The organism is Nocardioides sp. DN36, assembly GCF_055380375.1.
Window position 1 is genome coordinate 1,058,739 of record NZ_AP043823.1, and the last position, 25,240, is coordinate 1,083,978.

The window sequence follows — 25,240 nt, forward strand, 5'->3', positions numbered from 1 at the left end:
CAGACTCCCGTCATGACCGACCGGGAGACCCTGACCTGGGAGGCGTTCGGCGCCTCCGTGCGCGACCTCGGCCAGCAGGTCGTCGACGACGGCTTCGACCCCGACCTGATCCTCTCGATCGCCCGCGGCGGACTGGCCCTCGGCATGGGCCTCGGCTATGCGCTGGCGGTGAAGAACCTCGCCGTGGTCAACGTCGAGTTCTACACCGGCGAGGACCAGCGGCTCGACATGCCGATCATGCTGCCGCCCACCCCCGACGTGGTGGACCTGTCGGGACTGAAGGTGCTCATCGCCGACGACGTCGCCGACACAGGGCGCACCCTGGAGATCGTCCAGGACTTCTGCGCCGACCACGTGGCCGAGGCCCGCACCGCCGTGGTCTACGAGAAGCCGCGGTCGGTGGTGAAGCCCGACTACGCCTGGCGACGGACGTCGGCCTGGATCGACTTCCCGTGGTCCTCCCAGCCGCCGCTGGTCCAGCGAGCCGGCGGCGCCCCCGCCTGAGGCCGGCCGGGGCCCGAGACGACCGGGCTCGAGTCGATCGCGCCCGAGCCGGACGCTGCTCCTCACCCGCGGATCGGGCCTACGCTCACCCTGTGACCGAGCACATCGGGATGCGTGTCGTCGTCCACGACCGGGGGCACGACCTCGCCGGCGTCGTGCGCGCGGGGGAGTCCTGGGCCGAGGCGGCGAGACGCACGTGCGCGAGCGTGCACGCGGAGCCGGTGCCGGTCGACCTGTCCGGTGAGGTCAAGCACTTCGTCGTCGACCACGACCGCGTGGTGACCACTCGCGCCATGACGCACGGCGATCTGCCCGCCCTGGTCCGCTGGCGGCAGAGCGAGCACGTGCGCCGCTGGTGGGCGTTCGCCGGCGAGCCGACCCGGGAGGCCGTCGAGGCGGAGTACGCGCCGCGGATCGACGGGATGACCCCGACCAGGATGTGGGTCGCGGAGGTCAACGGCAGGTCTGTCGGCTTCGTCCAGGACTACCGCATCGGTGACTACCCGGACTATGCCGCGCTCGGCCCGGACCCGCAGGCGGTGGGGATCGACTACGCCATCGGCGATCCCGCCTGGCTGGGTCGCGGCCTCGGCGTCCGGATCCTGTGGGCCTGGATGCTGCGCGCCCGCCGTCGCTTCTCCGACGCACCCGCCTTCTTCGCGGCGCCCGACCACCGCAACGTCGCCTCGCTGCGGGTGCTGGCGAAGGCGGGGTTCGCGGAGCAGATGAGGTTCGACGAGCAGCACCGCGACGGCAGCGTCGACACGGTGGTGGGCTGCAGCCTCGACGTACGCCGCGTCCTGGCGTGAGTCCCGGGCTCGAGCCGGACCCCTCCGGTGGTCGAGCCGGACACCTCCGGTGGTCGAGCCGCACCCTTCGGCGGTCGAGCCCGTCGAGACCCGCCATGATGGCCCGCATGACCGACGAGTACCCCTTCCGACTGCCCGCGGGTCCGGTGGACCTCACCACCATCGAGACCAACACCTCGCCGGGCTTCAAGGGGGGCAAGAAGAAGGGCAAGGCGGCGCTCTTCGCGCTGGGGGACGAGCTGTCGGACCTCCAGGAACGGCTGTTCGCGGAGGGTCGCTCGGGCTCCGGGCGCCGCCTGCTGCTGGTGCTGCAGGGCATGGACACCTCCGGCAAGGGCGGGGTGCTGCGGCACACGGTCGGCCTCGTCGACCCCCAGGGCGTGCGGATCACCTCCTTCAAGGCGCCGACCGACGAGGAGCGGGAGCACGACTTCCTGTGGCGGGTCCGCCGGGCCCTGCCCGAGCCCGGTTACATCGGCGTCTTCGACCGCTCGCACTACGAGGACGTGCTGATCGGGCGGGTACGCGAGCTGGCCGGGCCCGACGAGATCGAGCGCCGCTACGGCGCGATCAACGACCTCGAGCGTGAGCTCGTCGACAGCGGCACGACCATCGTGAAGTGCATGCTCCACATCTCCGCCGACGAGCAGAAGGAGCGGCTGCTCGCGCGGCTGGGGAAGTCCAGCAAGCACTGGAAGTTCAACCCCGGCGACATCGACGAGCGTGCGCAGTGGCCGCGCTACCGCGAGGCCTACGAGATCGCCCTGGAGCGGACCAACACCGAGCACGCCCCGTGGTTCGTGATCCCGAGCGGCAAGAAGTGGTACCGCAACCTCGCGATCGGCCGGCTCCTGTACGACACGCTGCGCAGGATGGATCCGCAGTGGCCGGTCGCGGACTTCGACGTGCAGGCCGAGACCAAGCGCCTCGTCGACGAGGCACCCATCTCATGAGCACCCCACGAAGCTGCTCGCTGCGCTCACACCTCCGCGGGGACCGCGCATGATCCCCACCGTCTCCGTCACCAGGTACGTCACGCCGTTGCGCGAGGGCGGCAGCCTGCCCGGCATCGTCGAGGCCGACGACCTCGGCACCTACGTCTGCAAGTTCCGGGGCGCCGGCCAGGGGCTGCGCGTGCTCGTCGCCGAGGTGGTCGTCGGCGAGCTGGCGCGCCGCCTCGGGCTGAAGACCCCGCGGCTGGTCGCCCTGGAGCTGGACCCCGAGATCGCGCGCTACGAGGCGGACGAGGAGGTCCAGGACCTGCTCAACGCCAGTGCGGGGCTGAATCTCGGGGTGGACTTCCTGCCGGGCGCCTTCGGGTACGACGGCGACCTCCCGGCCGGCGAGGGGGTGGGTGCCACCGTGCTGTGGCTCGACGCGTTCACGGCCAACGTCGACCGCAGCTGGCGCAACCCCAACCTGCTGCTCTGGCACGGTGACCTGTGGGTCATCGACCACGGCGCGTCGTTGTACTTCCACCACGCCTGGTCCGGAGGAGTGACCGATCCCGCGAGGTTCGCCGCCCAGCCGTGGGACCCCAGCGACCACGTGCTCGGGTCCCACGCCGCCGAGCTGCCTGCCGCCGACGAGCGGATCCGCGCGCTGCTCGACGAGTCGGTCCTGGCGGAGGTGCTGGCCGAGGTGCCCGACGAGTGGCTGGAGCCGGTCCCCGGTGCGGAGACCGCGGACGCCGTGCGCGCGGCGTACGTCGCCTTCCTGACCGCGCGGCTGGCGACCCGGCAGTGGCTGCCGGAGGGGGTGGGTGCATGAGTGCATCGACCAGGCTGGCCTACCAGTACGTCGTCCTGCGCTGCGTCCCGCGCGTGGACCGGGAGGAGTTCCTCAACGTCGGTGTGGTGGTCTACTGCCAGGCGAGCGACTACCTCGACGTCGCGTGGGCGGTCGACCGCGAGCGGTTGTCGGCGCTCGACCCGGGTCTGGACCTCGACCAGCTGTGCGAGGCCCTGGCTTTCGTGGAGGGCGTGTGCGCCGGCGACGAGCGCGGCGGCGCAGCCGCGGACCGGCCGATCGGTCAGCGCTTCGGGTTCATCAAGGCGCCGCGCAGCACCGTGATCCAGCCGGGCCCGGTCCACGGCGGCGTCACCGCCGACCCGGCGCGCCAGCTCGACCACCTGCTGGGGAAGCTCGTCGGCTGAACGGTCCGGCCGGGCGGTCGGCGGGTCAGAGATAGGGGCGCAACGCCCTCAGCGACTCCGTGGGCACCTTGACGTCGATGCCCTCACCGATCGCGCGGAGCGTCCAACGGTCGCCGTCGCGGTGCAGCCTGGCCATCGCCAGCCCGGTCTGCGGCACGCCGCCGGTGAGGGTGAAGCGCGCCAGCTCGACGTCGTGCTCGTCGGTGATCCGGCAGTAGGCGTTGTTGATCCACTCGAGGGTGTGGCCCTGGTAGCTGCTGACCAGGACGACGATCGTGTCGACCTTGGCGTAGACGCTGCCGAGGTCGATGGTGATGACCTCGTCGTCGCCCTCGCCCCGCCCGGTGACGTTGTCGCCGAGGTGCTCGACCGAGCCGTCGCGGGTCCGGAGGTTGTTGTAGAAGGCGAGGTCGAAGAGCTGGCCGTCCGCGAGCTGCACGGCCGACGCGTCGAGGTCGACGTCGGGAGCGCCCGTGCCGATGAACCCGGCGGTGCGCTCCTTGTCCCAGCCCAGGCCCACGCGCAGCCGGGTCAGCGGCTGCCCCTCATCGGTGGCCAGCTCCAGCTCCTGGCCCGCGCTCAGCTGTGTCACGTCGTTCCTCCCGTCGGTGGTCCTTCGAACCTACCCGGCGGGAGGAACGACCCGACGTCAGACGGGGACGAGCTCGACCGCACCCACGGCGTACCGCGCCAGGATGGTGCGGGCCAGCTCGGGGTGCGCGCCCAGCGGCTCGGAGACGGCGATCGCGCCGGCCTCCGTGGCCAGCTCCGCGGCCCGGTCCGGCAGGAAGCCCGGGGCGAGGAAGAGCGAGGCGACCGCGATGTGGCGGCGGCCCTCGGCCCGGAACTGGCGCACGGCCTCACCGGCGGCCGGGGGAGCGGCCGAGGCGAACGCCGCGGTGACGGGGAGCTTGTGCCGCTGGCCCCACACCCGGGCGAGCCGGGCGACGGCCTGGTTGGCCAGCGCGTCGCTCGAGCCTGCGGCGGCCAGCACCAGGGCGTCGAGCTCGCGCACCCGCGCGGCCTTGAGCGCCTCGCGCATCCGGACGTCGAGGACCTCGAGGAAGCACGGCTCGAGGCCGAGGATCGAGGTGGCCCGGATCTGCAGGCCCTCGTGGCGGGCCTGCGCCTCGGCGACGGCGGACGGCACGTCCACCTTCGCGTGGTAGGCCTCGGTGAGCAGGAGGGGTACGACGACGATCTCGTCGTGGCCGGCCTTCACGAGCCGGTCCACGACCGTCGTGAACGACGGCTTGGAGAGCTCGAGGAACGCCTGCTCGACACGCAGGTCCGGGCGCATCGCGCGGACCTCGTCGACCAGGGCGGTGATCGTCGCAGCGGACCGTGGGTCACGGCTTCCGTGAGCCAGGGCCACCAGGGCAGGAGCAGCCATCAGTGCGGCCTCCTCTGTGTTGCCGGTGCTACCGGGGTGGTGGTGTGACGACGACCGACAGCGCTGTCGATCTGGTGGGAGTGACGGGTCATGAGTGGATCCCGCACTCGGTCTTGTTGGTGCCGGCCCAGCGCCCGCTGCGCGGGTCCTCACCGGGGGCGACACGGCGCGTGCACGGCCAGCAGCCGATCGAGGGGTAGCCGTCGTAGACGAGCGGGTTGACGAGCACGCCGTTCTCGGCGATGTAGCGCTCGACCTCCTCGTCGGACCAGCGGGCCAGGGGCGAGACCTTGACCTTGCCCTTCTTGGCGTCCCAGCCGACGACGGGGGCGATGACCCGGTTGTGGGTCTCGGCCCGGCGCAGCCCGGTCGCCCAGGCGTCGTACTGCTCGAGCGACTGCGCCAGCGGCTTGACCTTGCGCAGCGCGCAGCACAGGTCGGGGTTGGTCCTGTACAGGTCCTTGCCGTGCTCCGCGTCCTGCTCGGCCACGCTCTGCACGGGCGTGATGGTCAGCAGGTTGACGTCCAGGGTGGCCTCGACCGCGTCGCGGGTGCCGATGGTCTCCGCGAAGTGGTAGCCGGTGTCGAGGAAGACGACGTCGATGCCGGGGGCGACCTGGGCGGCGAGGTGGGCCAGCACCGCGTCCCCCATGGAGGAGGTGATGCAGAACCGCTCGCCGAAGGTCGCGACCGCCCACTCGATGATGTGCTCGGCCGGGGCCAGCTCGAGCTCGGCGCCCACGTGGGAGACCAGCTCGCGCAGCTCCTCGGGCGAGCGCCCCTCGGTGTGGGTGCCGCGGAAGTTGCGGGCCGAGGTGGTGGTCGCGGCGGTCATGACGCACCACCCGAGGGACGAAGGAGCCCGAGCATCTTCAGCGAGAACGCCCGCATGCAGGAGCGGCACTCCCACGTGCCGTGCGGGGAGCTGACCTCGCCGGTCTCCGAGACGACCTCGTGGGGCCGCAGGTCCTCGTCGCCGCAGTAGGGGCAGTGGAAGGGCACCGCGCGCTCGCTCATGAGACGACCTCCAGCTCGCGCTCGCCCCGGAGGGCTGCCTCGTCGGCGCGGGTGACCCACGCCGCGAAGGACTCGCCGGGCTCGCGCTCGTCCAGGTAGGCCCGCACCACGTTGGTCACGTAGTCGTCGAGGCCGGCGCTGGTGACCTTGTGCGCGCGCAGCTTGCGGCCGAAGGTCGCGTTGAGCCCGGTCGCGCCACCGAGGTGCACCTGGAAGCCCTCGACCTGGTTGCCGTCGGCGTCCATCACCAGCTGGCCCTTGAGCCCGATGTCGGCGACCTGCGTGCGGGCGCAGGCGTTGGGGCAGCCGTTGACGTTGACGGTGATCGGGGTGTCGAGGTCGGGGATGCGACGCTCGAGCTCGGTGACCAGGTCGCGGGCGCGGTTCTTGGTGTCGACGATCGCGAGCTTGCAGAACTCGATGCCGGTGCAGGCCATCGTGCTGCGGCGCCAGTTCGACGGGGTCGCGGTGAGGCCGATCTTCTCCAGGTCCGCGAGGAACGCGTCGAGATGGGCCTGCTCGACGCCGATGACCACGAGCTTCTGGTAGGCCGTGAGCCGGACGCCGGCCGCGTCGTACTTCTCGACCAGGTCGGCCAGCCCGGTGAGGACCGTGCCGGAGACCCGGCCCACGACCGGGGCGACGCCGACGTAGAGCTTGCCGTCCTTCTGGGCGTGCACGCCGATGTGGTCGCTCTGCACCTCCGGCGAGGCGGGGGAGGGGTTCGAGACGAGGGCCCGGCCGAGGTACTCGGTCTCGAGGACCTCGCGGAACTTCTCGACGCCCCAGTCCGCGACGAGGAACTTCAGCCGGGCGCGGGAGCGCAGCCGTCGGTAGCCGTAGTCGCGGAAGATCGAGGCGACCCCCTCCCAGGCGTCGGCGACCTCGTCGAGCGGGATCCAGACACCGAGCTTCTGGGCCAGCATCGGGTTGGTGGAGAGACCACCGCCGACCCAGAGGTCGAAGCCCGGGCCGTGCTCGGGGTGGACGCTGCCGACAAAGGCGACGTCGTTGGTCTCCGGGCAGACGTCGTGCGACGGGTGCCCGGTCAGCGCGGTCTTGAACTTGCGGGGGAGGTTGGAGAACTCCTTGTTGCCGATGAAGCGGCGCTTGATCTCCTCGAGGGCCGACGTGCCGTCGATGATCTCGTCGGCGGCGATCCCGGCCACCGGCGAACCGAGGAAGGGGCGCGGCGAGTCGCCGCACGCCTCCTGGGTGTCGAGGCCGGCGGCCTCGAGGCGCTCCCAGATGGTGGGGACGTCCTCGATGCGGATCCAGTGGTACTGGATGTTCTCGCGATCGGTGATGTCGGCGGTGTCCCGGGCGAACTCGGTCGAGACGGTGCCCAGGGCCCGGACCGCGTCGGCGCTGAGCAGGGCGCCGTCCGAGCGGACCCGCATCATGAAGTACTCGGCGTCGAGGTCGGCCGGGTCGACGGTCGCGGTCTTGCCGCCGTCGAAGCCCTCGGCGCGCTGGGTGTAGAGCCCCCACCAGCGCATCCGGCCGCGCAGGTCGTTGGGGTCGATCGAGGCGAACCCGCGCTTGGAGTAGATCGCCTCGATCCGGGCGCGGACGTTGAGGGCGTCGTCGTCCTTCTTGAACTGCTCGTTGGCGTTCAGGGGCTCGCGGTAGCCGAGCGCCCACTGGCCCTCACCGCGCTTGGCGCGGGGGCGGGGGGTGCGGGGAGCGGTGGCCTGGTCGGGCATGAGGCGGGGTCCTTGGCGGTTGTGAGACGCACGAATCGTCAGGGCCCGACCTCGTCGTCGGGTTGACCTTTCTCAACCGTGCGCCCGGGGACTGGTGTCTCGGGCGGCGGCCGTCGGCTCGCGGGGGAGGACGACGGCGGTCAGAAGGGCCAACACATCATGCTGCGGGTGCGCCCGAGGTCCACGTGGCGTCGAACCACGAGGTACGCGTGCGTCGCAGCGCTGATCATGTCCGGAAGTCTCACGGGTCGGACGTGCTGACCACAAGGCGAAATCTCATGCAGTGAGATGGGTGTCCACATGGCGAAACAGGGAGCGGCCGGCGAGGCGGGGAGACGCCGCCGGTGCGGCCCAGGTCACACCGCACCCGCGGCGGACGCGGCGCTGACGACCGCCCGCCACGTCACTACGCTGTGAGCATGACGGATGCCCTGATCAGCAGCGCGTACAGCCAGGCACTCGAGGTCATCGCCTCGGTCGAACCCCGCATCGCGGACGCGACACGTCAGGAGCTCGCCGACCAGCGGGCCTCCCTGAAGCTGATCGCCAGCGAGAACTACGCCTCGCCCGCGGTCCTGCTCACCATGGGCACCTGGCTCAGCGACAAGTACGCCGAGGGCACGGTCGGCCACCGCTTCTACGCCGGCTGCCAGAACGTCGACACCGTCGAGTCGGTCGCGGCCGAGCACGCGCGTGAGCTGTTCGGTGCGCCGTACGCCTATGTCCAGCCGCACTCCGGCATCGACGCCAACCTGGTCGCGTTCTGGTCGATCCTCGCCAACCGGGTCGAGACCCCGGCCCTGCAGAAGCTCGGCGCGAAGAACGTCAACGAGCTGAGCGAGGCCGACTGGGAGTCGCTGCGCCACGACCTCGGCAACCAGCGCCTGCTCGGCATGTCCCTCGACGCCGGCGGCCACCTCACCCACGGCTTCCGGCCCAACATCAGCGGCAAGATGTTCCACCAGCAGCAGTACGGCACCGACCCCGAGACGGGGCTGCTGGACTACGACGCGGTCGCCGCCAAGGCGCGCGAGTTCAAGCCGCTGGTCCTCATCGCCGGCTACTCCGCCTACCCGCGCCGCGTGAACTTCGCCAAGATGCGGGAGATCGCCGACGAAGTCGGCGCGACGCTGATGGTCGACATGGCCCACTTCGCCGGTCTGGTCGCGGGCAAAGTCTTCACCGGTGACGAGAACCCGGTCCCGTTCGCCCACATCACGACCACGACGACCCACAAGTCGCTGCGCGGCCCGCGCGGCGGCCTCGTGCTCGCGCAGGAGGAGTACGCCGCCGACGTCGACCGCGGCTGCCCGATGGTGCTCGGCGGCCCGCTCTCGCACGTGATGGCCGCCAAGGCCGTGGCGCTCGCCGAGGCCCGCCAGCCGGCGTTCCAGACCTACGCCCAGCAGATCGCCGACAACGCCAAGTCGCTCGCCGAGGGGTTCCTGACCCGCGGCGCGAACCTGGTCACCGGCGGCACCGACAACCACATCGTGCTGCTCGACGTGTCGTCCTTCGGCCTCACCGGCCGGCAGGCCGAGTCGGCGCTGCTCGACGCGGGTGTCGTGACCAACCGCAACTCCGTCCCGGCCGACCCCAACGGTGCGTGGTACACCTCCGGCATCCGCCTCGGCACCCCGGCGCTGACCACCCGCGGTTTCGGCCACGACGAGTTCGACACCGTCGCCGACCTGATCGTGCACGTGCTGTCGAACACCCAGCCCGGCACCACCAAGGCGGGTGGGCCGTCGAAGGCGTCGTACGTCCTCGGTGACGGGGTCGCCGACAAGGTCAAGGCGGCCTCCGCCGAGATGCTCGACAAGCACCCGCTCTACCCCGGGCTCGAGCTGAGCTGAGTCCCACCGGGTCGTGCGGTCCAGGGTGCGCCGGAGCGCACTTCGGGCCGCACGACCCGTTCAGCGCCAGGCGTACTCCATCTCGGGGCGGCCGCTGCCGCCGTACCGGGGCCGGCGCTCGGCCTGGCCGGTCTCGGCGAGGTGCTCGAGGTAGCGCCGCGCGGTGACCCGGGAGGCCCCGACCGCGGCGGCCACCTCGCTCGCCGACAGGGGGGAGTCGGCGTCGCGCAGCGCGGCCGTCACGTCGCGCAGCGTCTCCGCGCTCATGCCCTTCGGGGCCGTCGGCGCGGGCCGCAACGAGCCGAACAGCTGGTCCACCTCGTCCTGGACCACCTCCTCGGGTGCGGCCGCGAGCCGGGCGCGGTAGGCGGCGTACTGCTCGAGCTTGGCGCGGAACGTCGCGAACGTGAACGGCTTGAGCAGGTAGAGCACCACGCCCTGGGCGACCGCGTGCCGCACCACGTCGGCGTCCCGCGCGGAGGTCACCGCGATCACGTCGCAGCGGTGGCCGGCGCCGCGGAGCCGCTGCAGCAGCCCCAGGCCGTGGCCGTCGGGCAGGTGCATGTCGAGGAGCACCAGGTCGACGCGACGGTCCTGGTTCAGGAAGCGCGCCGCCTCGGCGGCCGAGCGCGCGATGCCGGCGACCTCGAACCCCTCGATGCGTGAGGTGTACGCCGCGTGCGCCTCCGCCGCGAGCGCCTCGTCCTCGACGACGAGCACCCGGACGTTCATGCGTCCGCCCGCCTCGCCCGGACCGACGCCGCCCGCAGGGTGACGGTGAACTCGGCGCCCCCGTGGGGTGACCCGCCGATCTCCACCTCGCCGCTGTGCCGCCTGGTCACCTGCCCCACCAGGGCGAGCCCGACGCCCCGGCCACCGAGGTCGTCGGCCGAGGCCTTCGTGGTCCAGCCCCGGTCCAGCACGTGGGCCGCCTCCTCCTCGGTCAGTCCGGGCCCGCTGTCACCGACGGTGACCAGCAGCGTGTCCGCGTCACCGCCCAGGCGCACCGCCACCCGGCGCACCGGTCGCCCGGCGACCGCGTCGAGGGCGTTGTCGACGAGGTTGCCGAGCACCGTGACCAGGTCCCGCGGCGCGACGGCGGGCCCCGGTGTCGGCAGGTCGCCCTCGACGGTGAGCTCGATGCCCCGCTCGGCCGCCTCGGCGCTCTTGCCGAGCAGCAGGGCGGCGACCACCGGGTCGCCGACCTGGCCCACCATCCGGTCGGTGAGGTGCTGGGCCACCTCGAGCTCTTCGGTGGCGAACGCGACGGCCTGCTCGGGGCGTCCCATCTCGATGAGGGACACCACGGTGTGCAGGCGGTTGGCGGCCTCGTGGTTCTGCGAGCGCAGCGACTCGGTGAGGCCGCGGACGACGTCGAGCTCGCCGGTGACCGAGCGCAGCTCGGTGTGGTCGCGCAGGCTGACGACGGCGCCGACCTCGCGTCCCTGCCAGGTCGCGGGGGAGGAGCTCACGACCAGCACGTGCTCACCGGCGACGTAGATGTCGTCGGCCTCGCTGGTGCGGCCCAGCGCCGCGGTGACCAGCCCCGGCGGCAGCCCGAGGTCGGAGACCGGTCGGCCGACGACGTCCTCGGGCAGTGCGAGCAGCCGGCGGGCCTCGTCGTTGACCAGCTGGACGCGGCCCCGGTCGTCGATGAGGAGCAGTCCCTCGCGGACGGCGTGCAGGACGGCGCTGTAGTACTCGTACATCCGGGTGATCTCGCGCTCGCCCAGTCCGTGCGTGGCGCGCCGCAGCCGCCGGGCGACCAGCCAGGTGCCGGCCAGACCCACCCCGAGCACGGCCAGCGCGGCACCGCCGATCAGCAGCACGTCGTCGCGCAGGCCGCGATCGATCCGCTCGATCGTGATGCCGACCGAGACGAGGGCGACCACCGACCCCGAGCCGTCGCGGACCGGCACGACGGCCCGCATGGACGGACCCAGCGTCCCGGCGTACTCCTGGGTGAACGTGCCCCCCTGCGGCGCGTTGCCGACGTCGCCGACGAAGTGACGCCCGATCTGGTCCGGGTCGGGGTGGCTGTAGCGGATCAGGTCGAGGTTCATCACGGTGATGAAGTCGACCCCGGAGTCGCGCCGCACCCGCTCAGCCAGCGGCTGGATCGTCGCGCTCGGGTCCGGGTCGTCCAGCGCGTCCACCAGGGTGGGGGAGTCCGCCAGCGTCCGGGCCACAGCGACCGCCCGCTCGGTCGCGGTCGAGCGCGCATTGTGCCGGGCATCGTACGCCGCCAGGCCGAGCGCGCTGACTACGAGCACGACGACGACCAGGACCTGCAGCAGCAGGATCTGCCGTGCGACCGAGGGCTCCCGGGTGGAGCGGCGCCAGCGCATGGCGGGATTGTCCCTCACCGGGACGGGTGTGAACTCAACGACCACAACGGTGACGGCCGTCACAGCGCGTCCCACGATGGTCCGACCGGCCGGACCCCCGGCGACCATCTGGAGGAACCCATGAGCGTGACCGTCCCCGAACCCCGCGGCGCGACGAGGCAGCAGCCGCGCAACCGGACCCACTACCTGTACGTCGCGGTGATCGCCGCCGTCGTGCTCGGCATCGCGGTCGGGCTGCTGTTCCCCGACTTCGCCGTGCAGCTCAAGCCGCTCGGCACCGCGTTCGTCGCGCTGATCAAGATGATGATCCAGCCGGTCATCTTCTGCACGATCGTGATCGGCGTGGGGTCGGTGCGCAGTGCGGCCCGGGTGGGCAAGGTGGGCGGCCTCGCCCTCGTCTACTTCGTGGCGATGTCGACGGTCGCGCTGGCCATCGGCCTGGTGGTCGGCAACATCCTGCACCCGGGTTCCGGTCTCCACCTGACCGACGAGGTGGCGAGCGCCGGCGCGGCCCAGGCCGAGGGTGCGGGCACCACCACGGACTTCCTGCTCGGCATCGTCCCGACCTCGCTGTTCTCCGCGCTCACCTCGGGTGAGGTGCTCGAGACGCTGCTGGTCGCCCTGCTCATCGGCTTCGCCGTGCAGGCGATGGGCCGGACCGGCGAGCCGATCCTGCGCGGCGTCGGCCACGTCCAGCGGCTGGTCTTCCGGGTGCTGTCGATGATCATGTGGGCCGCTCCGGTGGGCGCGTTCGGCGCGATGGCCGCCGTCGTCGGCGAGACCGGCGTCGACGCGCTGAAGAGCCTGGCCGTCCTGATGCTCGGCTTCTACATCACCTGCGCGCTCTTCGTCTTCCTGGTGCTCGGGACCCTGCTCAAGGTGGTCACCGGTGTGAACGTCTTCAGCCTGTTCCGCTACCTCGGCCGGGAGTTCCTGCTGATCCTGTCGACGTCGTCGTCGGAGTCGGCGCTGCCCCGTCTGATCGCGAAGATGGAGCACGCCGGCGTCGACAAGCCGACCGTGGGCGTCGTGGTTCCGACCGGCTACTCGTTCAACCTCGACGGCACCGCGATCTACCTGACGATGGCCTCGCTGTTCATCGCCTCTGCACTCGGCGACCCGCTGAGCATCGGTGAGCAGGTCTCGCTGCTGCTGTTCATGATGATCGCCTCCAAGGGTGCGGCGGGCGTCACCGGCGCCGGCATGGCGACCCTGGCCGGCGGCCTCAGCTCGCACCGCCCCGAGCTGCTCGACGGGGTGGGCCTGATCGTCGGCATCGACCGCTTCATGTCCGAGGCCCGCGCGCTGACCAACTTCGCCGGCAACTCGATCGCGACCGTGCTGATCGCCCACTGGACCGGCGGCCTCGACCTCCCCCGCCTGGACCGGGTGCTCGCCGGCTCCGAGCCCTTCGACGAGACGACGATGCTCGACGAGGACGACGACGTACTGGCCGCGCCGGCCGTGCCGGCCGCACCCGTGGTCGACGAACCCCAGCGCCAGCCCGTCTGACCCGTTGAGCTGGGCCGAAATCGGCGTTGAGATGGGCCTCGTTCGATGAACGAGGCCCATCTCGCGCCCGAATCCGGCCCAGTTCAACATCGGGGTGGGGGCGGACCGACCCTCGGGGACGAGAATGGTGGGGTGGACGTCGACCTGGTCTGGCACCCCTGGACCCCGGACGCGGACGTGGACTCGGACGCGGACTCGGCACTGGCTGCTCACGTCCGCGGCCGTGGTCGGGACCCGGTCCGCACCGGGCGGCTGTGCCCGCGCTGCGGGTCGGCGCGGCACGGGCGGCCCTGGGCGCGGCGCGGCTCGGTCCTGGTCCCGGTCTCGCTCTCCCGGTCGCGACCGCATCTGGTCACCGCGGTCGGTGTGACCGGATCAGTCGGCGTGGACGTGGAGTCGGTCGCGGCGGTGGCAGCGGCCTGGGACCCGGCCCTGGTGCTCGCCGTCGGGGAGCGCGCCGACACGGACGAGGAGCGGGCGCGCACCTGGGTGCGCAAGGAAGCAGTGCTCAAGTCGTACGGCGTCGGCCTGGACCACCCGATGGACCGGCTCGTCCTCGCCGACTTCGAGGGTGACCTGAGCGACGTACCCGCCCCGCCCGGCCACGTGGCCGCGGTCGCCTCGCTCAGGGGAGGTCGGGGAGCTCCGTCTGGAACAGCCAGGCGTCGAACAGACCGGTGAGGTTGCGCCCGGTCTCGTGCTGGCAGTGCGCCACGAACTCCTCGGTGGTGACCGACCCGCCGAGGTGCTGCTTGACCCAGCTCTGCAGCAGGCCGAAGAACGCCTCGGACCCGACCTCGGCGCGCAGCGCGTGCAGCGTCAGGGCACCTCGCTTGTAGATCCGGTCGTCGAACATCAGCTCCGGGCCCGGATCGGCCAGCACGAGGTCATCGGACTTGCCCGCGAGGCGGTGGTGGTAGTGGCGGGCGCGCTCGTCGGTGGTGTCGGAGCCTGACTCCTCCGACCACAACCACTCGGCGTAGCAGGCGAAGCCCTCGTGCAGCCAGATGTCCTGCCAGCGCCGCAACGTCACCGCGTTCCCGAACCACTGGTGGGCCAGCTCGTGCGCGACCAGCCGCACCGTGTCCCACTCGTCGGCGCAGAAGTTGCGCCCGAAGGTCGAGAGGGACTGCGACTCCAGCGGGATGTCGAGGTCGTCGTCGGTGATGACGGTCGTGTAGCAGGCGAACGGGTAGGGGCCGAAGACGCTCTCGTAGAACCGCATCATCTCCGGCTGGCGGCCGAACGTGGCGTCGAAGCCGTCCTCGTCCACGTCCGTCGGCGCGAAGACGCGCATCGGCACCGAGGAGTCCTGGTCGATGATCGCGTAGCGCCCGATCTGGCAGGTGGCCAGGTACGTCGCCATCGGGGCGTCCTGGCGGTAGCGCCACACGACGGACGAGCCGCGGGCCGTGGTGTCGACGGGCTCTCCGCTCATCGCCACCTGGTACCCGGTCGGCGTCGTGACGGCGAACCCGTAGGTCGCCTTGTCGTCGGGCCGGTCGTTGCAGGGGAACCAGGTCGGCGCGCCGTGCGGCTGGGCGGCGACGATCACGCCGTCGGTCAGCTCCTCCCACCCGGCGTCCCCGAGCGTGCGGGACTTCAGGACCTTCGGCTGGCCGGAGTACTTGACCCGGACCTCGAACTCGTCACCCTCGGCGACCGGTCGGGCCAGCCACACGGCGAGGGCACTGTTCCGGTGCGTGTAGCGCGCGGGCGCCCTGCCGTCGACGGTCACCCGGGCGACCCGCAGCGCGTGCAGGTCCAGCCGGAGCAGCGAGATCTCCTCGAGCGCAACGCAGCGCAGGGTCGCCTCGGCGTCGAGCCGGTTGCCGTCGGGCTTGTAGGCGAGGTCCAGGTCGTAGTGCGCGACGTGGTACGACGCGTCGCCGTGCCCGGGGACGTAGGGATCCGTGCCGGTCATCGTTCCTCCGCCTCCCAGGGCCCGATGGGGTTGCCGATCCAGCGGGTGCGGCTCGGGACGGCCTCCCCGCGCATCACCAGGGAGACCGGACCGACCGTAGCGTGCCGGCCGATCGTGGCCGCGGGCAGGATCACGCTGTTCGGGCCCAGCGTCGCCCCGGCGCCGAGCACGACGCGGTCCATCGCGAGCACCCGGTCGTGGAAGAGGTGCGTCTGGACCACGCACCCGTGGTTGACGGTGCTGCCGTCGTGCAGCTCGACCAGATCGGTCTCGGGCAGCCAGTAGGTGTCACACCAGACCCCGTGCCCGACCCGGGCGCCGAGCATGCGCAGCCAGACGTTGAGGGCGACCGTGCCCTGCGTCACCGAGGCGAACCACGGCGCGCCCAGCACCTCCATGAAGGTGTCGGCGAGCTCGTTGCGCCACACGAAGCCCGACCACAGCGGGTGCTCCTCGGTCCGGTGTCGTCCGACCAGCAGCCACTTGGCGGCGGCCGTCACCAGGGCTGCCGCGACCCCGCCGAGCAGCATCACCGGCCCGGCGAGCACCACGGCCAGCAGCGGGTTGCGGAGCAGCAGCGCCAGGAGCGCGGCGCCGACGGATACCTGGAGCAGCACCCCGAGCAGCATGGGGATGAGCCGGCCGGTCTCGACGATGCCGCGATAGACGTGCAGCCGCCGTGGCGGGTCGTAGGTGCGGCTCGAGTCGGCCGCGTCCGTGGTCCGGCGCAGCTTCGTGGGCGGGCTGCCCATCCATGACGTTCCGGCCTTGACCTTGGCCCGGCGAGGGACCGCGGACAGCACCGCCACCAGGGCCGCCTTGGGGACCTTGCGCCCGGCCGCCGCCATGCCGGAGTTGCCGATGAAGGCCCGCTTGCCGACCTTCACACGCTCGACCCGGATCTGGCCCCCGCCGAGCTCGTAGCAGCCCAGCAGGGTGTCGTCGGCCAGGAAGGCGTGGTCGTTGACCTGCGCGAACTTGGGGATGAGCAGGACCGTGGACGCCTCGACACCCTTGCCGATCCGGGCGCCGAGGAGCCGCAGCCACAGGGGTGTCAGCGCGCTCGAGTAGAGCCCGAAGAGCCAGGTCCGGGCCTCGTCGAGGACCCGGAAGGTGCCCCAGATCCGCACCCCCACGCCGGACCGGACCGGGTGTGCGCCGGAGGTCATGCCGATCGCGAGGACCCGCACCAGCACGAGGACGAGCAGCGCCAGCACGGCGTACCCGACCAGCCCCGCCAGCGGCAGCCACCCCAGCCCTGACCCGAGGGCGTCGCGCAACGACGTGCTGTCGTCGAGCACCGGCGCGAGCACCCCGGCACCCGCGGCGATGGCGGCCGCCGGCAGGGCCGCCACGACGAGGGCGACGAGTCCGTACACCCCGAACCACACGGGTCCGCGCGGCGGGGTGTCCGCAGGCAGCGGTCCGCGTGCTCGGCTCGAGATGAGCTCCGCCGGTGACCCCGACCAGTACTCGCCGGCCGGGACGTCGCCGAGGACCAGCGAGCCGGGAGCCACCTCGGCGTCCTTGCCCACGACCGCTCCCGGGGCCAGCATGCTGCGCGCGCCGATCCGGGCGCGCTTGCCGATCCGGATCTCGCCGACGTGGAAGGCGTCCCCGTCGATCCAGTGGCCGCACAGGTCGACCTCGGGCTCGACGGCGGCGCCGTCGCCGAGACGGAGGAAGCCGGTCACCGGGGGCAGGCTGTGGAGGTCGACGTCCTTCCCGATCCGCGCCCCCAGCAGCCGGGAGTAGAGGAGGAACCACGGCGCGCCGGCCAGCCCGGTGGCCGCGAGCTCGTCCTGGACCCGCGAGGCCAGCCAGACCCGGAGGTGGACCTTGCCGCCGCGTGGATGGGTCCCGGGCCGCACCCGTCGGAGGAGCACCCGGGCGATCACGGCGGCCAGGATCATCCGGCCCGGGGCGACGAGCAGGAACCAGCTGGTCACGACCAGCACCCACCACGGGTACGACGGCAGCCAGGCCAGCCAGCCCGACAGCACGGTGGAGCCGAGGGCGAGCCAGGCGAGCCACCGGGCGCCCGCCAGGGCACGCAGCGGGAGCAGGGCGACCAGCTGGCCGGTCTGCGTCTTGAGCGGGATGGGCGGGACGCGACGGTCGGTCCGCACCGTCGTGCCGCCCAGCTCGTCGAGGGCCGCCGCGAGGGCGCCGACGGTCGGGTTCGCGTAGAGGTCGCCCACGGCCACCTCCGGGTAGCGCTCCCGCAGCCGGCTCACGACCTGGGCCGCCGTCAGCGAGCCGCCACCGAAGTCGAAGAAGTCGTCCTTCGTGGACGTCGCCTCGGCGCCCAGCACGTCGCTCCAGATGCCTGCGACCCACGCCTCGACCCCGGTGAGTCCCGTTCCTGCGGCGACGCCGCCGGGAGCGCCGGAGGGGAGGGGCCAGGGCAGGGCATCGCGATCGACCTTGCCGGAGGTGCGGGTGGGCAGGCCCTCGACGACGGCCAGCCGAGGAACCAACGCGGCCGGCATCCGGTGCCGGAGCAGCTCCATCGCGGCGGCGGCGTCGTACTCCTCGCCGACCGTGAGGTAGCCCACCAGGAGCTTGTTGCCGGACCTGGTCGAGCGGACCGCGGCAGCGGCAGACGTCACCCCGGGCAACCGGAGCAGCTGGTCGTCGATCTCCCCGAGCTCGATGCGGCGGCCGCCGAGCTTCACCTGGTCGTCGGCGCGCCCCGCGAACACCAGCCCGGCGGGGTCGTTGCGCACGACGTCTCCGGACCGGTAGGCCCGCTCCCAGCCGAGGGTGGGCATCGGCGCGTACTTCTCGGCGTCCTTGGCGGGGTCGAGGTAGCGCGCGAGCCCGACACCGCCGATGATCAGCTCACCGGAGCCCCCCTCGGGCACGGGGTGGCCCTCCGCGTCGACGACGGCGAGGTCCCAGCCGTCGAGCGGGAGGCCGATGCGCACCGGGTCGCTGCCGTCGAGGATGGTGCCGCAGGCCACCACCGTCGCCTCGGTCGGGCCGTAGGTGTTCCACACCTCCCGTCCGGGCCGCTGCAGCCGCGCGGCGAGCTCGGGTGGGCAGGCCTCGCCCCCCATGATCAGGAGCCGGATCGTCCGCAACGACTCGAGCGGCCACAGCGCGACCAGGGTCGGCACCGTCGACACGACGGTGATGTCGTTGGCCACCAGCCACGGGCCGACATCGACGCCGGAGCGCACCAGCGACCGGGGCGCCGGGACCAGGCAGGCGCCATGACCCCAGGCCAGCCAGATCTCCTCGCAGCTGGCGTCGAAGGCCACCGACAACCCGGCCATCACCCGGTCCTCGGGGCCGATCGGGGCGTCGGCCAGGAACCACCGCGACTCGGCGTCGACGAACGCGGCCGCGTTGCGGTGCGTCACCGCAACTCCCTTGGGGGTGCCGGTCGAGCCCGACGTGAAGATGACCCACGCGTCGTCCTGCGGCCGCGGCAGCCGTTCGCCGGGGGCTTCGGCGGGGGATTCGGCGGGGGCTTCGGCGGGGGCTTCGGCGGGCGAACCGGAGCGGCGCGCCGCGATCGCGAGGTCGTTGCCGATGACGGCGGCCGCGTCGGACTCGGCGAACACGACACGGGCCCGCTCGTCCGGGTCGTCCGCGTCCACCGGGACGTAGGCCGCGCCCGCGAACAGGGTCCCGAGGATCGCCACGTAGAGGTCGGTGGTGCCCGACTTGATCCGCACGCCGACCTTGTCACCTCGCGCGACCCCGGCCTCGGCGAGCCGCTCGGCGAGCTCGGTCGCCGCCTCGCGCAGCTCCGCATAGGTGAGGACCTCCACGCCGCTGTCGACGGCCACCGCGTCGGGGTGCAGGTCCGCGGTGGTCCCGAAGATCTCGACCAGGGTGCGTGGTGCCGGGGCCCGGTCCGAGGACAGGAGGGACGGGAGCAGCTGCGGTCCGGCCGTCGTCACGGGAGCGCACCCTTCCGGACGCGGGTGAACAGCAGGTGCCGGTCCGGGGGCCGGTCACACGGTCGGGGCAGCACGCTCCATGATCGCGCGAAGGTCACCGCCGGCGAGGGTGCCGAACGTCCCGTCGTACGACGTGCCGAGGCGGGAGGCGCAGAAGACGTCGGCCACCTCGGGGGGAGCGAAGCGGACCAGCAGCGACCCCTGCAGGCAGGCGGCCATGCGCCCGGCCAGCCGGCGGGCCGAGCCCTCCATCGCGACCGGGTCGCCCAGCTCCCCGAGCAGGGCCAGGGTGTCGTCGACCGCCCGGTCCAGCCGGGAGTCGGCGCCCCGGGCCAGCCCGACCTCGGTGATCCAGGCGTCGAGCGCCTCCGGCTCGCGCTGCAGCGCCCGCAGCACGTCGAGCGCGTTGACGTTGCCGGAGCCCTCCCAGACGGAGTTGAGCGGTGCCTCGCGGTAGAGCAGGGGCAGCACGGACTCCTCGACGTACCCGTTCCCGCCGAGGCACTCGAGCGCCTCGGCGACCATGAACGGCGTCCGCTTGCAGACCCAGAACTTCGCCAGCGGCAGCGCGATCCGGCGCAGCGCCGCCTCGTGCGGGTCGTCGAGCCGGTCCACGGCGGCCGCCAGCCGCAGCGCGATCGCGGTGGCTGCCTCGGTCTCGACCGCGAGGTCGGCCAGCACGTTCTGCATCAGCGACTTGTCGGCGAGCAGCGAGCCGAACGCCGAGCGGTGGGCGGCGTGCCAGGACGCCTCGTTCAGGGCCCGCCGCATCAGCGAGGTGGAGCCCAGCACGCAGTCGAGCCGGGTGGCCGCGACCATCTCGATGATGGTGCGCACCCCGCGGCCCTCGTCACCGAGGCGGTGGGCGACCGTGCCGGCGAACTCCAGCTCCGAGGAGGCGTTGGAACGGTTGCCGAGCTTGTCCTTGAGGCGCACCACGTCGAGCCGGTTGCGGGTGCCGTCGGCGAGCACGCGCGGCACCACGAAGCAGGTCACGCCTCCGTCGGCCTGGGCCAGCACCAGGAACACGTCGTTCATCGGGGCCGAGGTGAACCACTTGTGCCCGTGCAGCGTGTACTCGCCGTCCACCGACGTGGGCCGCGCCCGCGTGACGTTGGCCCGCACGTCCGAGCCGCCCTGCTTCTCGGTCATGCCCATGCCGGCCAGCGCGCCTCGCTTGGCCGAGGCGAGCCGGACGCCCGGGTCGTAGGAGGTGGAGGCCAGCAGGGGCGTCCACTCCTTGGCCAGGGCGTCGTCGGCCCGCAGCGCCGGGACCGCGGCGTACGTCATCGAGATCGGGCAGCCGTGCCCGGGCTCGGTGTGCGACCAGGCCATGAAGCCCGCGGCGCGCCGGACGTGGGCGTGCGGCGACTCCGACTCCCACGGCGCCGCCGCCAGGCCGTGCCCGACCGCCCGCTCCATCAGCCAGTGCCAGGAGGGGTGGAAGCGGACCTCGTCGATCCGGTTGCCGTACCGGTCGTACGGCGTGAGCTGCGGGTGGAACTCGTTGGCGAGGATGCCGTGCTCGCGCGCCTCGGCGGAACCGGCCTCCTCCCCGAGCCCGGCGAGGTCGGCGACGACCTCCTCCGAGGCGTGTCGTACGACGCCTTCGACCAGTGCCCGGTCGGTGGTGACCACGTTGTGGCCCACGAGCGGGGGAGCTTGATTGGTGACGACCCGGATGTCGTCCGGAGTGTGGCGCGTCATGTGGCTACCGTAGGCCCCATGGCTCATCCGGAGGTTCGCCCGTCCGCGGCGACTCCGGGCGTCACCTGGGTGCAGAGCACCCGGGAGGTGATCTGGCGGCTGATCGTGACGACGGTGAGCTCGTGCCTGCGCTACCGGGTGACCGGTCTGGCGGCCGAGGCGGCGTTCTTCGCCGTGCTGTCGGTGCCGCCGCTGATCTTCGCGATGGCCGGCGCGATCGGCTACGTCACCGACCGCTTCACGCCCGCCCAGATCGCCGACGTGCGGGCGGCGGTCATCGACCTGTCCGAGCGCGCCCTCACCGAGAGCGCGGTCAACCGGATCATCATCCCGACCATCGACGACGTGCTGAAGGGCGGCCGGTTCGACGTCATCTCCCTCGGCTTCGTGCTGGCCCTCTGGTCGGGCTCGCGGGCGCTGAACGTCTTCGTCGACACCATCACGATCATGCACGGCCTGGGCGGGCACCGGGGGATCATCAAGACCCGGGCGCTCTCCTTCGCCCTCTACGTCCTCGCGATGGTCACCGGCGTGCTCACCGTCCCGCTGGTCGTCGCCGGGCCCTCGCTGGTGGGGGACTGGCTGCCACCGCGCTTCGACTTCGTCATGAACTTCTACTGGCCGACTGTCATCGTCGTGTGCATCTGCTTCCTGGCGACGCTGTACCACGTGTCGGTGCCGGTGCGGACCAACTGGAGCTTCAACCTGCCCGGGGCGACCTTCTCGCTGGTCGTGTGGATCGCCGGCTCCTACCTGCTGCGCTGGTTCCTCACCGCCACGGCTGCCGACTCGAAGTCGATCTACGGGCCGCTCTCCGCGCCGATCGCGGTCCTGATCTGGCTCTACCTGGTGGCGATCGCGGTGCTGATCGGCGCGGCCGTCAACGCCTCCTTCGACACCGTCTTCCCCCAGAAGAGCACGACCCGCGCCAGGCTGGAGCTCATGCAGCGGCTGCGTTCGATGACGGTCCGGGACCGCTCCGACTGAACCGGCACCCGGTCGACTAGATTCGCTCCGTGCCCGACGACCAGCTCGACCTCAGCCCGGGGTCCTCCCGCGGCAAGGTGTCGCTCCCCGACACCGTGCGGTCCCCCTGGTGGGAGCTGGGCCGGCGGCTGCTGGCGGCGCTGGCGATCCTGGTCGGCACCGTCCTCATCGTGTACCTCGACCGCGAGGGCTACCGCGACGCGAACGACCCGCCGACGTACGGCGTGAACCTGGTCGACTCGATCTACTACACGACCGTCACGCTGAGCACGACCGGGTACGGCGACATCGCGCCGGTCTCGGAGCGGGCCCGGCTCGTCAACGCGTTCGTCATCACCCCCGCCCGCATCGCCTTCCTGGTGCTGCTGATCGGGACCACCCTGGAGGTGCTCGCCTCCCAGGGCCGTGAGATGTTCCGGGTCGCCCGGTGGAGGAAGAGCATGGGAGAGCACGTCGTCGTCGTCGGGTACGGCACCAAGGGTCGCAGCGCCGTCGAGACGCTGGTCAACAACGGGCAGGACCGCGAGGGCATCGTGGTCGTCGACCCCGGGTCCGCTGCGCTCCAGGACGCCCACGCCGACGGCCTGGCCGTGGTGACCGGCGACGCCACCCGGCGCGAGGTGCTGCGGAGGGCCGGCGTCGCCACGGCCAACCAGGTCATCATCACGACCAACCGCGACGACTCCAACGTGCTCGCGACGCTGACGGTGCGCCAGCTCAACCCGGACGCCTGGATCGTGGCGGCGGTGCGCGAGCAGGAGAACGTTGCGCTCATGCGCCAGTCGGGCGCCAACTCGGTGATCACCTCCTCCGACGCGGTGGGCCGCCTGCTCGGGCTCTCCTCGCTCTCGCCGACGCTCGGATCGGTGATGGAGGACCTGCTGACCTACGGCGAGGGCCTCGAGGTGGCCGAGCGCGACCTGCTGGTCTCCGAGGTCGGGCAGCAGCCCCAGTCCCTGCCCGACCAGGTGATCGCGGTCGTGCGCGACGAGAAGGTCTACCGCTACTTCGACCCCGTCGTGACTCAGCTGGCGCGCGGCGACCGGCTCATCGTCGTACGCCCGGCCAAGGAGCTGCCCTGGGCGCCGCGCCCGGGCACCCACGGTGAGGACCTCGCCAGCGAGGACGCCTAGGCAGGACCCCCGGGGCGGGCCGTGTCCGTCCTGCGGTTTTCGCCTCCATCGGTGGCCCGGTCCCGCTAGCCTCGAGCCGAGTGGGTGGGGGCCCAGTGAGGGGTGCTTGATGCCGGGGAGCGTGACGCGTCCCGGCGCGGGACCGACGCTGAGAACGGCGCTCGGCTTCGTGCTGGTGTACGTCGTGTTGGGATTCGTGGGTCGGGCGACGACCGTCGACGGGGAGACGTTCGCGCTGGTCTGGCCAGCTGGTGGACTCGCGGTGCTGTGGTTCCTGGTGCGCGGCGCCGGGTTCCGGAGCATCGACACGGTGCTGCTGGCGGCGGCCGTGGTGGGCGTCAACTCGACGACCGGTGCGCCGTTGTCGGCGAGCGTCGTCCTCGTGGTGACCAACCTGCTGCAGACCCTGCTGGCCGTGGGGCTGCTGCGTCGCTGGTGCCCGGGGATGTGGGGGTGCGGGGGAGAGGGTGCGCTCGACTCGCCCCGCACGCTCAGCCGCTACCTCGCTGCGGGCGCGGCCGCGACGGCCGCGGGAGCCCTGGTCGGGACGCTGGCGTTCGGGGTCGTCCGGGGTGAGGCCGACTGGGTGGGCGGCGCGCTCTGGTTCGGCCGCAACCTGTGCAGCGTGCTGACGGTGACCACCCTGGGCCTGCTGGCCGGCCAGTGGCGCTCGACGGGCCGGCCGCGTACGCCGTTGGTCCGCCCGGGTCGCACGGCCCGGGCCGAGCTGGCGAGCGCGATGCTGCTCACCGTGGCGATGTACGTGCTCGCCTTCGCCTTCGAGGACCTGCCGCTCGCGTTCCCGCTGCTCGCGGTGACCGCGTGGGTCGCACTCCGGTTCGCGACCCTGGTGAGCGCCGCGCACGCGACCCTGATCGGCGTTGCCACGGTGGCGCTGACCCTGCACGACGTCGGACCGTTCGCCCTGGTCGACAACCCCGAGCTGGGCGCGCTGCTGGCGCAGTTCTACGTGACCACGATCGTCGTGACGGCACTTGCGGTCTCGACGGGACGCGACGAGCGCGAGGCGCTCGCGGCGGAGCTGCGCCGCAGCCGGGCAGACGCGATCTACCAGTCCAGCCTGCGCGACGCGATCATCGGGTCGATGACCGAGGGGGTCGTGGTGATCGACGAGACCGGTGAGGTGCTGGTCGCCAACCGGGCGGCGGGGGAGATCCTCGGCCGCCGGTCCGCGGGCGGGACGCTCTTCGGTGTCGGTGCCTGCCACCCGGACGGGTCGCCGCTCCAGGACCACGAGCGTCCGTCCTGGCAGGCGCTGCACGGCGGCAGCGTGCGTGAGATGGAGGTGCTGCTGCCACTGCCGGACGGGTCGCCCCGGGTGCTGGCCGTGTCGGCGGTGCCGTTGCCGCGCGATGACCACAGCGGGCGGGCGCGGGCCCTGATGCTCGCCCGTGACACGACGGTCGAGCACGCCCAGCGCCAGGAGCTCGCGTCGTTCGCGGGGGTGGTGGCGCACGACCTGCGCAACCCCTTGGCGGCGATCGACGGCTGGACCGAGCTCATCGCCGAGGAGCTCGAGGCCGGTGAGCTGCAGCAGGACGTCGCGCGCGAGTTCGTGTCGCGGGTGCGCTCCTCCTCACGCCGGATGCGGGAGCTGATCCGCGACCTGCTGGCCCACGCCACGAGCAGCTCCCGGGAGATCTCCGAGGCGCGGGTGGACGTCGCGGGCCTGGTCGACGAGGTGACCGCCGCCCGGCACGCCGAGGGGCTGGTGACGTGCGAGCGCATCCCGCCCGTCGCGGGGGACCCGGTCCTGCTCCGTCAGGTGTTCGACAACCTCATCGGCAACGCGCTGAAGTACGTCGCCCCCGGCGACCGGCCCCGGATCGAAGTGTCCGGACGGACCGTGGGGGACCTGGTGGCGGTCCGGGTCGCGGACCTCGGCATCGGGTTGCCCGAGGGAGAGCACGAGCGCGTCTTCGAGGAGTTCCACCGGGCACACCATCGTGACTACGAGGGCAGCGGACTGGGCCTGTCGATCTGTCGTCGCATCGTGACCCGGCACGGTGGCACGATCGTGGCGCGGGACAACCCTGCGGGACGGGGCACGGTCATGGAGCTGACCCTGCCGGCGTACGTGCGTCCGAGCGTCCCCGCGCCGGCTGCGTCCACGCAGCCTGTGACACCTGACGTCTCCGGGCTGGTGGCCGAGACCGGCGCCGGACCGGTGGCCCAGGTCGGCTGAGCGCGACGAGCTTCATCCTTCCGGGTGTGCCCCGGCTTTGCGACGAGCCTCCAGAATGGTGCCGTTCC

General features: G+C 72.3%; 21 protein-coding genes. 11 read left to right on the forward strand and 10 right to left on the reverse strand.

Features of this window, described 5'->3' with window-relative positions; genetic code table 11:
• The first annotated feature begins 12 nt into the window (after positions 1-12).
• The 5 genes from ACZ43H_RS06030 (at position 13) to ACZ43H_RS06050 (ending at position 3,469) form a co-directional block, all read left to right on the forward strand.
• Positions 13-504 carry a phosphoribosyltransferase gene (locus tag ACZ43H_RS06030; protein ID WP_464588563.1) on the forward strand — a complete coding sequence of 164 codons (492 nt, stop codon included), beginning with the start codon at positions 13-15 and terminating at the stop codon, positions 502-504.
• A gap of 92 nt (positions 505-596) precedes the next feature.
• Positions 597-1,313 carry a GNAT family N-acetyltransferase gene (locus ACZ43H_RS06035; RefSeq protein ID WP_464588564.1) on the forward strand — a complete coding sequence of 239 codons (717 nt, stop codon included), beginning with the start codon at positions 597-599 and terminating at the stop codon, positions 1,311-1,313.
• Positions 1,314-1,420: 107 nt separating this feature from the next.
• On the forward strand, positions 1,421-2,266 hold the full coding sequence (locus ACZ43H_RS06040; protein ID WP_464588566.1) for a PPK2 family polyphosphate kinase: 846 nt from the start codon (positions 1,421-1,423) through the stop codon (positions 2,264-2,266).
• Positions 2,267-2,315: 49 nt separating this feature from the next.
• On the forward strand, positions 2,316-3,083 hold the full coding sequence (locus ACZ43H_RS06045) for a HipA family kinase (RefSeq protein WP_464588567.1): 768 nt from the start codon (positions 2,316-2,318) through the stop codon (positions 3,081-3,083).
• The gene (locus ACZ43H_RS06050) at positions 3,080-3,469 is read left to right on the forward strand and encodes a DUF3037 domain-containing protein (RefSeq protein ID WP_464588569.1); all 390 of its coding nucleotides are present in this window, start codon (positions 3,080-3,082) and stop codon (positions 3,467-3,469) included. The genes ACZ43H_RS06045 and ACZ43H_RS06050 overlap by 4 nt, the downstream gene beginning before the upstream one ends.
• Positions 3,470-3,494: 25 nt before the next feature.
• Here the strand turns inward: ACZ43H_RS06050 and ACZ43H_RS06055 are convergent, their stop codons facing one another.
• The 5 genes from ACZ43H_RS06055 to ACZ43H_RS06075 form a co-directional block, all read right to left on the reverse strand.
• Positions 3,495-4,061, reverse strand: a complete 567-nt coding sequence (locus ACZ43H_RS06055) for a TerD family protein (protein WP_464588571.1) — start codon at positions 4,059-4,061, stop codon at positions 3,495-3,497.
• A gap of 57 nt (positions 4,062-4,118) precedes the next feature.
• On the reverse strand, positions 4,119-4,862 hold the full coding sequence (locus ACZ43H_RS06060) for a sirohydrochlorin chelatase (protein WP_379183084.1): 744 nt from the start codon (positions 4,860-4,862) through the stop codon (positions 4,119-4,121).
• Between the two features lie 88 nt (positions 4,863-4,950).
• Positions 4,951-5,697, reverse strand: coding sequence for a phosphoadenylyl-sulfate reductase (locus ACZ43H_RS06065; RefSeq protein ID WP_464588573.1), 747 nt, complete (start codon positions 5,695-5,697; stop codon positions 4,951-4,953).
• Positions 5,694-5,879 carry a hypothetical protein gene (locus ACZ43H_RS06070; RefSeq protein ID WP_464588575.1) on the reverse strand — a complete coding sequence of 62 codons (186 nt, stop codon included), beginning with the start codon at positions 5,877-5,879 and terminating at the stop codon, positions 5,694-5,696. The genes ACZ43H_RS06065 and ACZ43H_RS06070 overlap by 4 nt, the downstream gene beginning before the upstream one ends.
• The gene (locus ACZ43H_RS06075) at positions 5,876-7,585 is read right to left on the reverse strand and encodes a nitrite/sulfite reductase (RefSeq protein ID WP_464588577.1); all 1,710 of its coding nucleotides are present in this window, start codon (positions 7,583-7,585) and stop codon (positions 5,876-5,878) included. The genes ACZ43H_RS06070 and ACZ43H_RS06075 overlap by 4 nt, the downstream gene beginning before the upstream one ends.
• 419 nt (positions 7,586-8,004) lie before the next feature.
• On the opposite strand from ACZ43H_RS06075, the gene ACZ43H_RS06080 reads away from it, so the two are divergent.
• Positions 8,005-9,441, forward strand: coding sequence for a glycine hydroxymethyltransferase (locus ACZ43H_RS06080; RefSeq protein ID WP_464588578.1), 1,437 nt, complete (start codon positions 8,005-8,007; stop codon positions 9,439-9,441).
• A gap of 60 nt (positions 9,442-9,501) precedes the next feature.
• Here ACZ43H_RS06080 and ACZ43H_RS06085 read toward each other — a convergent pair whose 3' ends face one another.
• Both ACZ43H_RS06085 and ACZ43H_RS06090 read right to left on the reverse strand, forming a co-directional pair.
• Positions 9,502-10,173 (reverse strand): response regulator, encoded by a 672-nt coding sequence (locus ACZ43H_RS06085; RefSeq protein ID WP_464588580.1) that lies wholly within the window; start codon positions 10,171-10,173, stop codon positions 9,502-9,504.
• The gene (locus ACZ43H_RS06090) at positions 10,170-11,789 is read right to left on the reverse strand and encodes a sensor histidine kinase (RefSeq protein ID WP_464588581.1); all 1,620 of its coding nucleotides are present in this window, start codon (positions 11,787-11,789) and stop codon (positions 10,170-10,172) included. The genes ACZ43H_RS06085 and ACZ43H_RS06090 overlap by 4 nt, the downstream gene beginning before the upstream one ends.
• Before the next feature lie 120 nt (positions 11,790-11,909).
• Between ACZ43H_RS06090 and ACZ43H_RS06095 the strand changes: the two genes are divergently transcribed.
• A complete protein-coding gene (locus tag ACZ43H_RS06095; RefSeq protein ID WP_464588583.1) occupies positions 11,910-13,301 on the forward strand; it encodes a cation:dicarboxylate symporter family transporter in 1,392 nt (463 codons plus the stop codon).
• A 132-nt stretch (positions 13,302-13,433) separates the two neighbouring features.
• Entirely contained in the window at positions 13,434-13,982 is a 549-nt protein-coding gene (locus ACZ43H_RS06100; protein WP_464588584.1) for a 4'-phosphopantetheinyl transferase family protein, read from the forward strand.
• Here the strand turns inward: ACZ43H_RS06100 and ACZ43H_RS06105 are convergent.
• Genes ACZ43H_RS06105 through ACZ43H_RS06115 form a run of 3 tightly spaced genes read right to left on the reverse strand, consistent with a single transcriptional unit; the run spans position 13,927 to position 20,846 of the window.
• Entirely contained in the window at positions 13,927-15,225 is a 1,299-nt protein-coding gene (locus tag ACZ43H_RS06105; RefSeq protein WP_464588585.1) for a M1 family metallopeptidase, read from the reverse strand. The two genes, ACZ43H_RS06100 and ACZ43H_RS06105, sit on opposite strands and share 56 nt — an antisense overlap.
• Positions 15,222-19,139, reverse strand: coding sequence for a Pls/PosA family non-ribosomal peptide synthetase (locus tag ACZ43H_RS06110; protein WP_464588587.1), 3,918 nt, complete (start codon positions 19,137-19,139; stop codon positions 15,222-15,224). The genes ACZ43H_RS06105 and ACZ43H_RS06110 overlap by 4 nt, the downstream gene beginning before the upstream one ends.
• A gap of 54 nt (positions 19,140-19,193) precedes the next feature.
• On the reverse strand, positions 19,194-20,846 hold the full coding sequence (locus ACZ43H_RS06115; RefSeq protein WP_464588588.1) for an acyl-CoA dehydrogenase family protein: 1,653 nt from the start codon (positions 20,844-20,846) through the stop codon (positions 19,194-19,196).
• Positions 20,847-20,864: 18 nt separating this feature from the next.
• Between ACZ43H_RS06115 and ACZ43H_RS06120 the strand changes: the two genes are divergently transcribed.
• The 3 genes from ACZ43H_RS06120 to ACZ43H_RS06130 all read left to right on the forward strand — a co-directional run bounded on the left by ACZ43H_RS06120 (position 20,865) and on the right by ACZ43H_RS06130 (position 25,172).
• Positions 20,865-21,833 (forward strand): YihY/virulence factor BrkB family protein, encoded by a 969-nt coding sequence (locus tag ACZ43H_RS06120; RefSeq protein ID WP_464588590.1) that lies wholly within the window; start codon positions 20,865-20,867, stop codon positions 21,831-21,833.
• 29 nt (positions 21,834-21,862) lie between these two features.
• Positions 21,863-22,966, forward strand: coding sequence for a potassium channel family protein (locus tag ACZ43H_RS06125; protein ID WP_464588591.1), 1,104 nt, complete (start codon positions 21,863-21,865; stop codon positions 22,964-22,966).
• A gap of 109 nt (positions 22,967-23,075) precedes the next feature.
• Positions 23,076-25,172 carry an ATP-binding protein gene (locus tag ACZ43H_RS06130; protein WP_464588592.1) on the forward strand — a complete coding sequence of 699 codons (2,097 nt, stop codon included), beginning with the start codon at positions 23,076-23,078 and terminating at the stop codon, positions 25,170-25,172.
• The last annotated feature ends 68 nt before the right edge of the window (positions 25,173-25,240 follow it).

Excerpts from the sequence above, each read along its gene's own strand:
- ACZ43H_RS06030 (WP_464588563.1), top strand. The coding sequence starts at position 13 with ATGACCGACCGGGAGACCCTGACCTGGGAGGCGTTCGGCGCCTCCGTG.
- ACZ43H_RS06040 (WP_464588566.1), top strand. The coding sequence starts at position 1,421 with ATGACCGACGAGTACCCCTTCCGACTGCCCGCGGGTCCGGTGGACCTC.
- ACZ43H_RS06045 (WP_464588567.1), top strand. The coding sequence starts at position 2,316 with ATGATCCCCACCGTCTCCGTCACCAGGTACGTCACGCCGTTGCGCGAG.
- ACZ43H_RS06050 (WP_464588569.1), top strand. The coding sequence starts at position 3,080 with ATGAGTGCATCGACCAGGCTGGCCTACCAGTACGTCGTCCTGCGCTGC.
- ACZ43H_RS06060 (WP_379183084.1), bottom strand. The coding sequence starts at position 4,862 with ATGGCTGCTCCTGCCCTGGTGGCCCTGGCTCACGGAAGCCGTGACCCA.
- ACZ43H_RS06065 (WP_464588573.1), bottom strand. The coding sequence starts at position 5,697 with ATGACCGCCGCGACCACCACCTCGGCCCGCAACTTCCGCGGCACCCAC.
- ACZ43H_RS06070 (WP_464588575.1), bottom strand. The coding sequence starts at position 5,879 with ATGAGCGAGCGCGCGGTGCCCTTCCACTGCCCCTACTGCGGCGACGAG.
- ACZ43H_RS06075 (WP_464588577.1), bottom strand. The coding sequence starts at position 7,585 with ATGCCCGACCAGGCCACCGCTCCCCGCACCCCCCGCCCCCGCGCCAAG.
- ACZ43H_RS06080 (WP_464588578.1), top strand. The coding sequence starts at position 8,005 with ATGACGGATGCCCTGATCAGCAGCGCGTACAGCCAGGCACTCGAGGTC.
- ACZ43H_RS06085 (WP_464588580.1), bottom strand. The coding sequence starts at position 10,173 with ATGAACGTCCGGGTGCTCGTCGTCGAGGACGAGGCGCTCGCGGCGGAG.
- ACZ43H_RS06090 (WP_464588581.1), bottom strand. The coding sequence starts at position 11,789 with ATGCGCTGGCGCCGCTCCACCCGGGAGCCCTCGGTCGCACGGCAGATC.
- ACZ43H_RS06095 (WP_464588583.1), top strand. The coding sequence starts at position 11,910 with ATGAGCGTGACCGTCCCCGAACCCCGCGGCGCGACGAGGCAGCAGCCG.
- ACZ43H_RS06105 (WP_464588585.1), bottom strand. The coding sequence starts at position 15,225 with ATGACCGGCACGGATCCCTACGTCCCCGGGCACGGCGACGCGTCGTAC.
- ACZ43H_RS06115 (WP_464588588.1), bottom strand. The coding sequence starts at position 20,846 with ATGACGCGCCACACTCCGGACGACATCCGGGTCGTCACCAATCAAGCT.
- ACZ43H_RS06120 (WP_464588590.1), top strand. The coding sequence starts at position 20,865 with ATGGCTCATCCGGAGGTTCGCCCGTCCGCGGCGACTCCGGGCGTCACC.
- ACZ43H_RS06130 (WP_464588592.1), top strand. The coding sequence starts at position 23,076 with ATGCCGGGGAGCGTGACGCGTCCCGGCGCGGGACCGACGCTGAGAACG.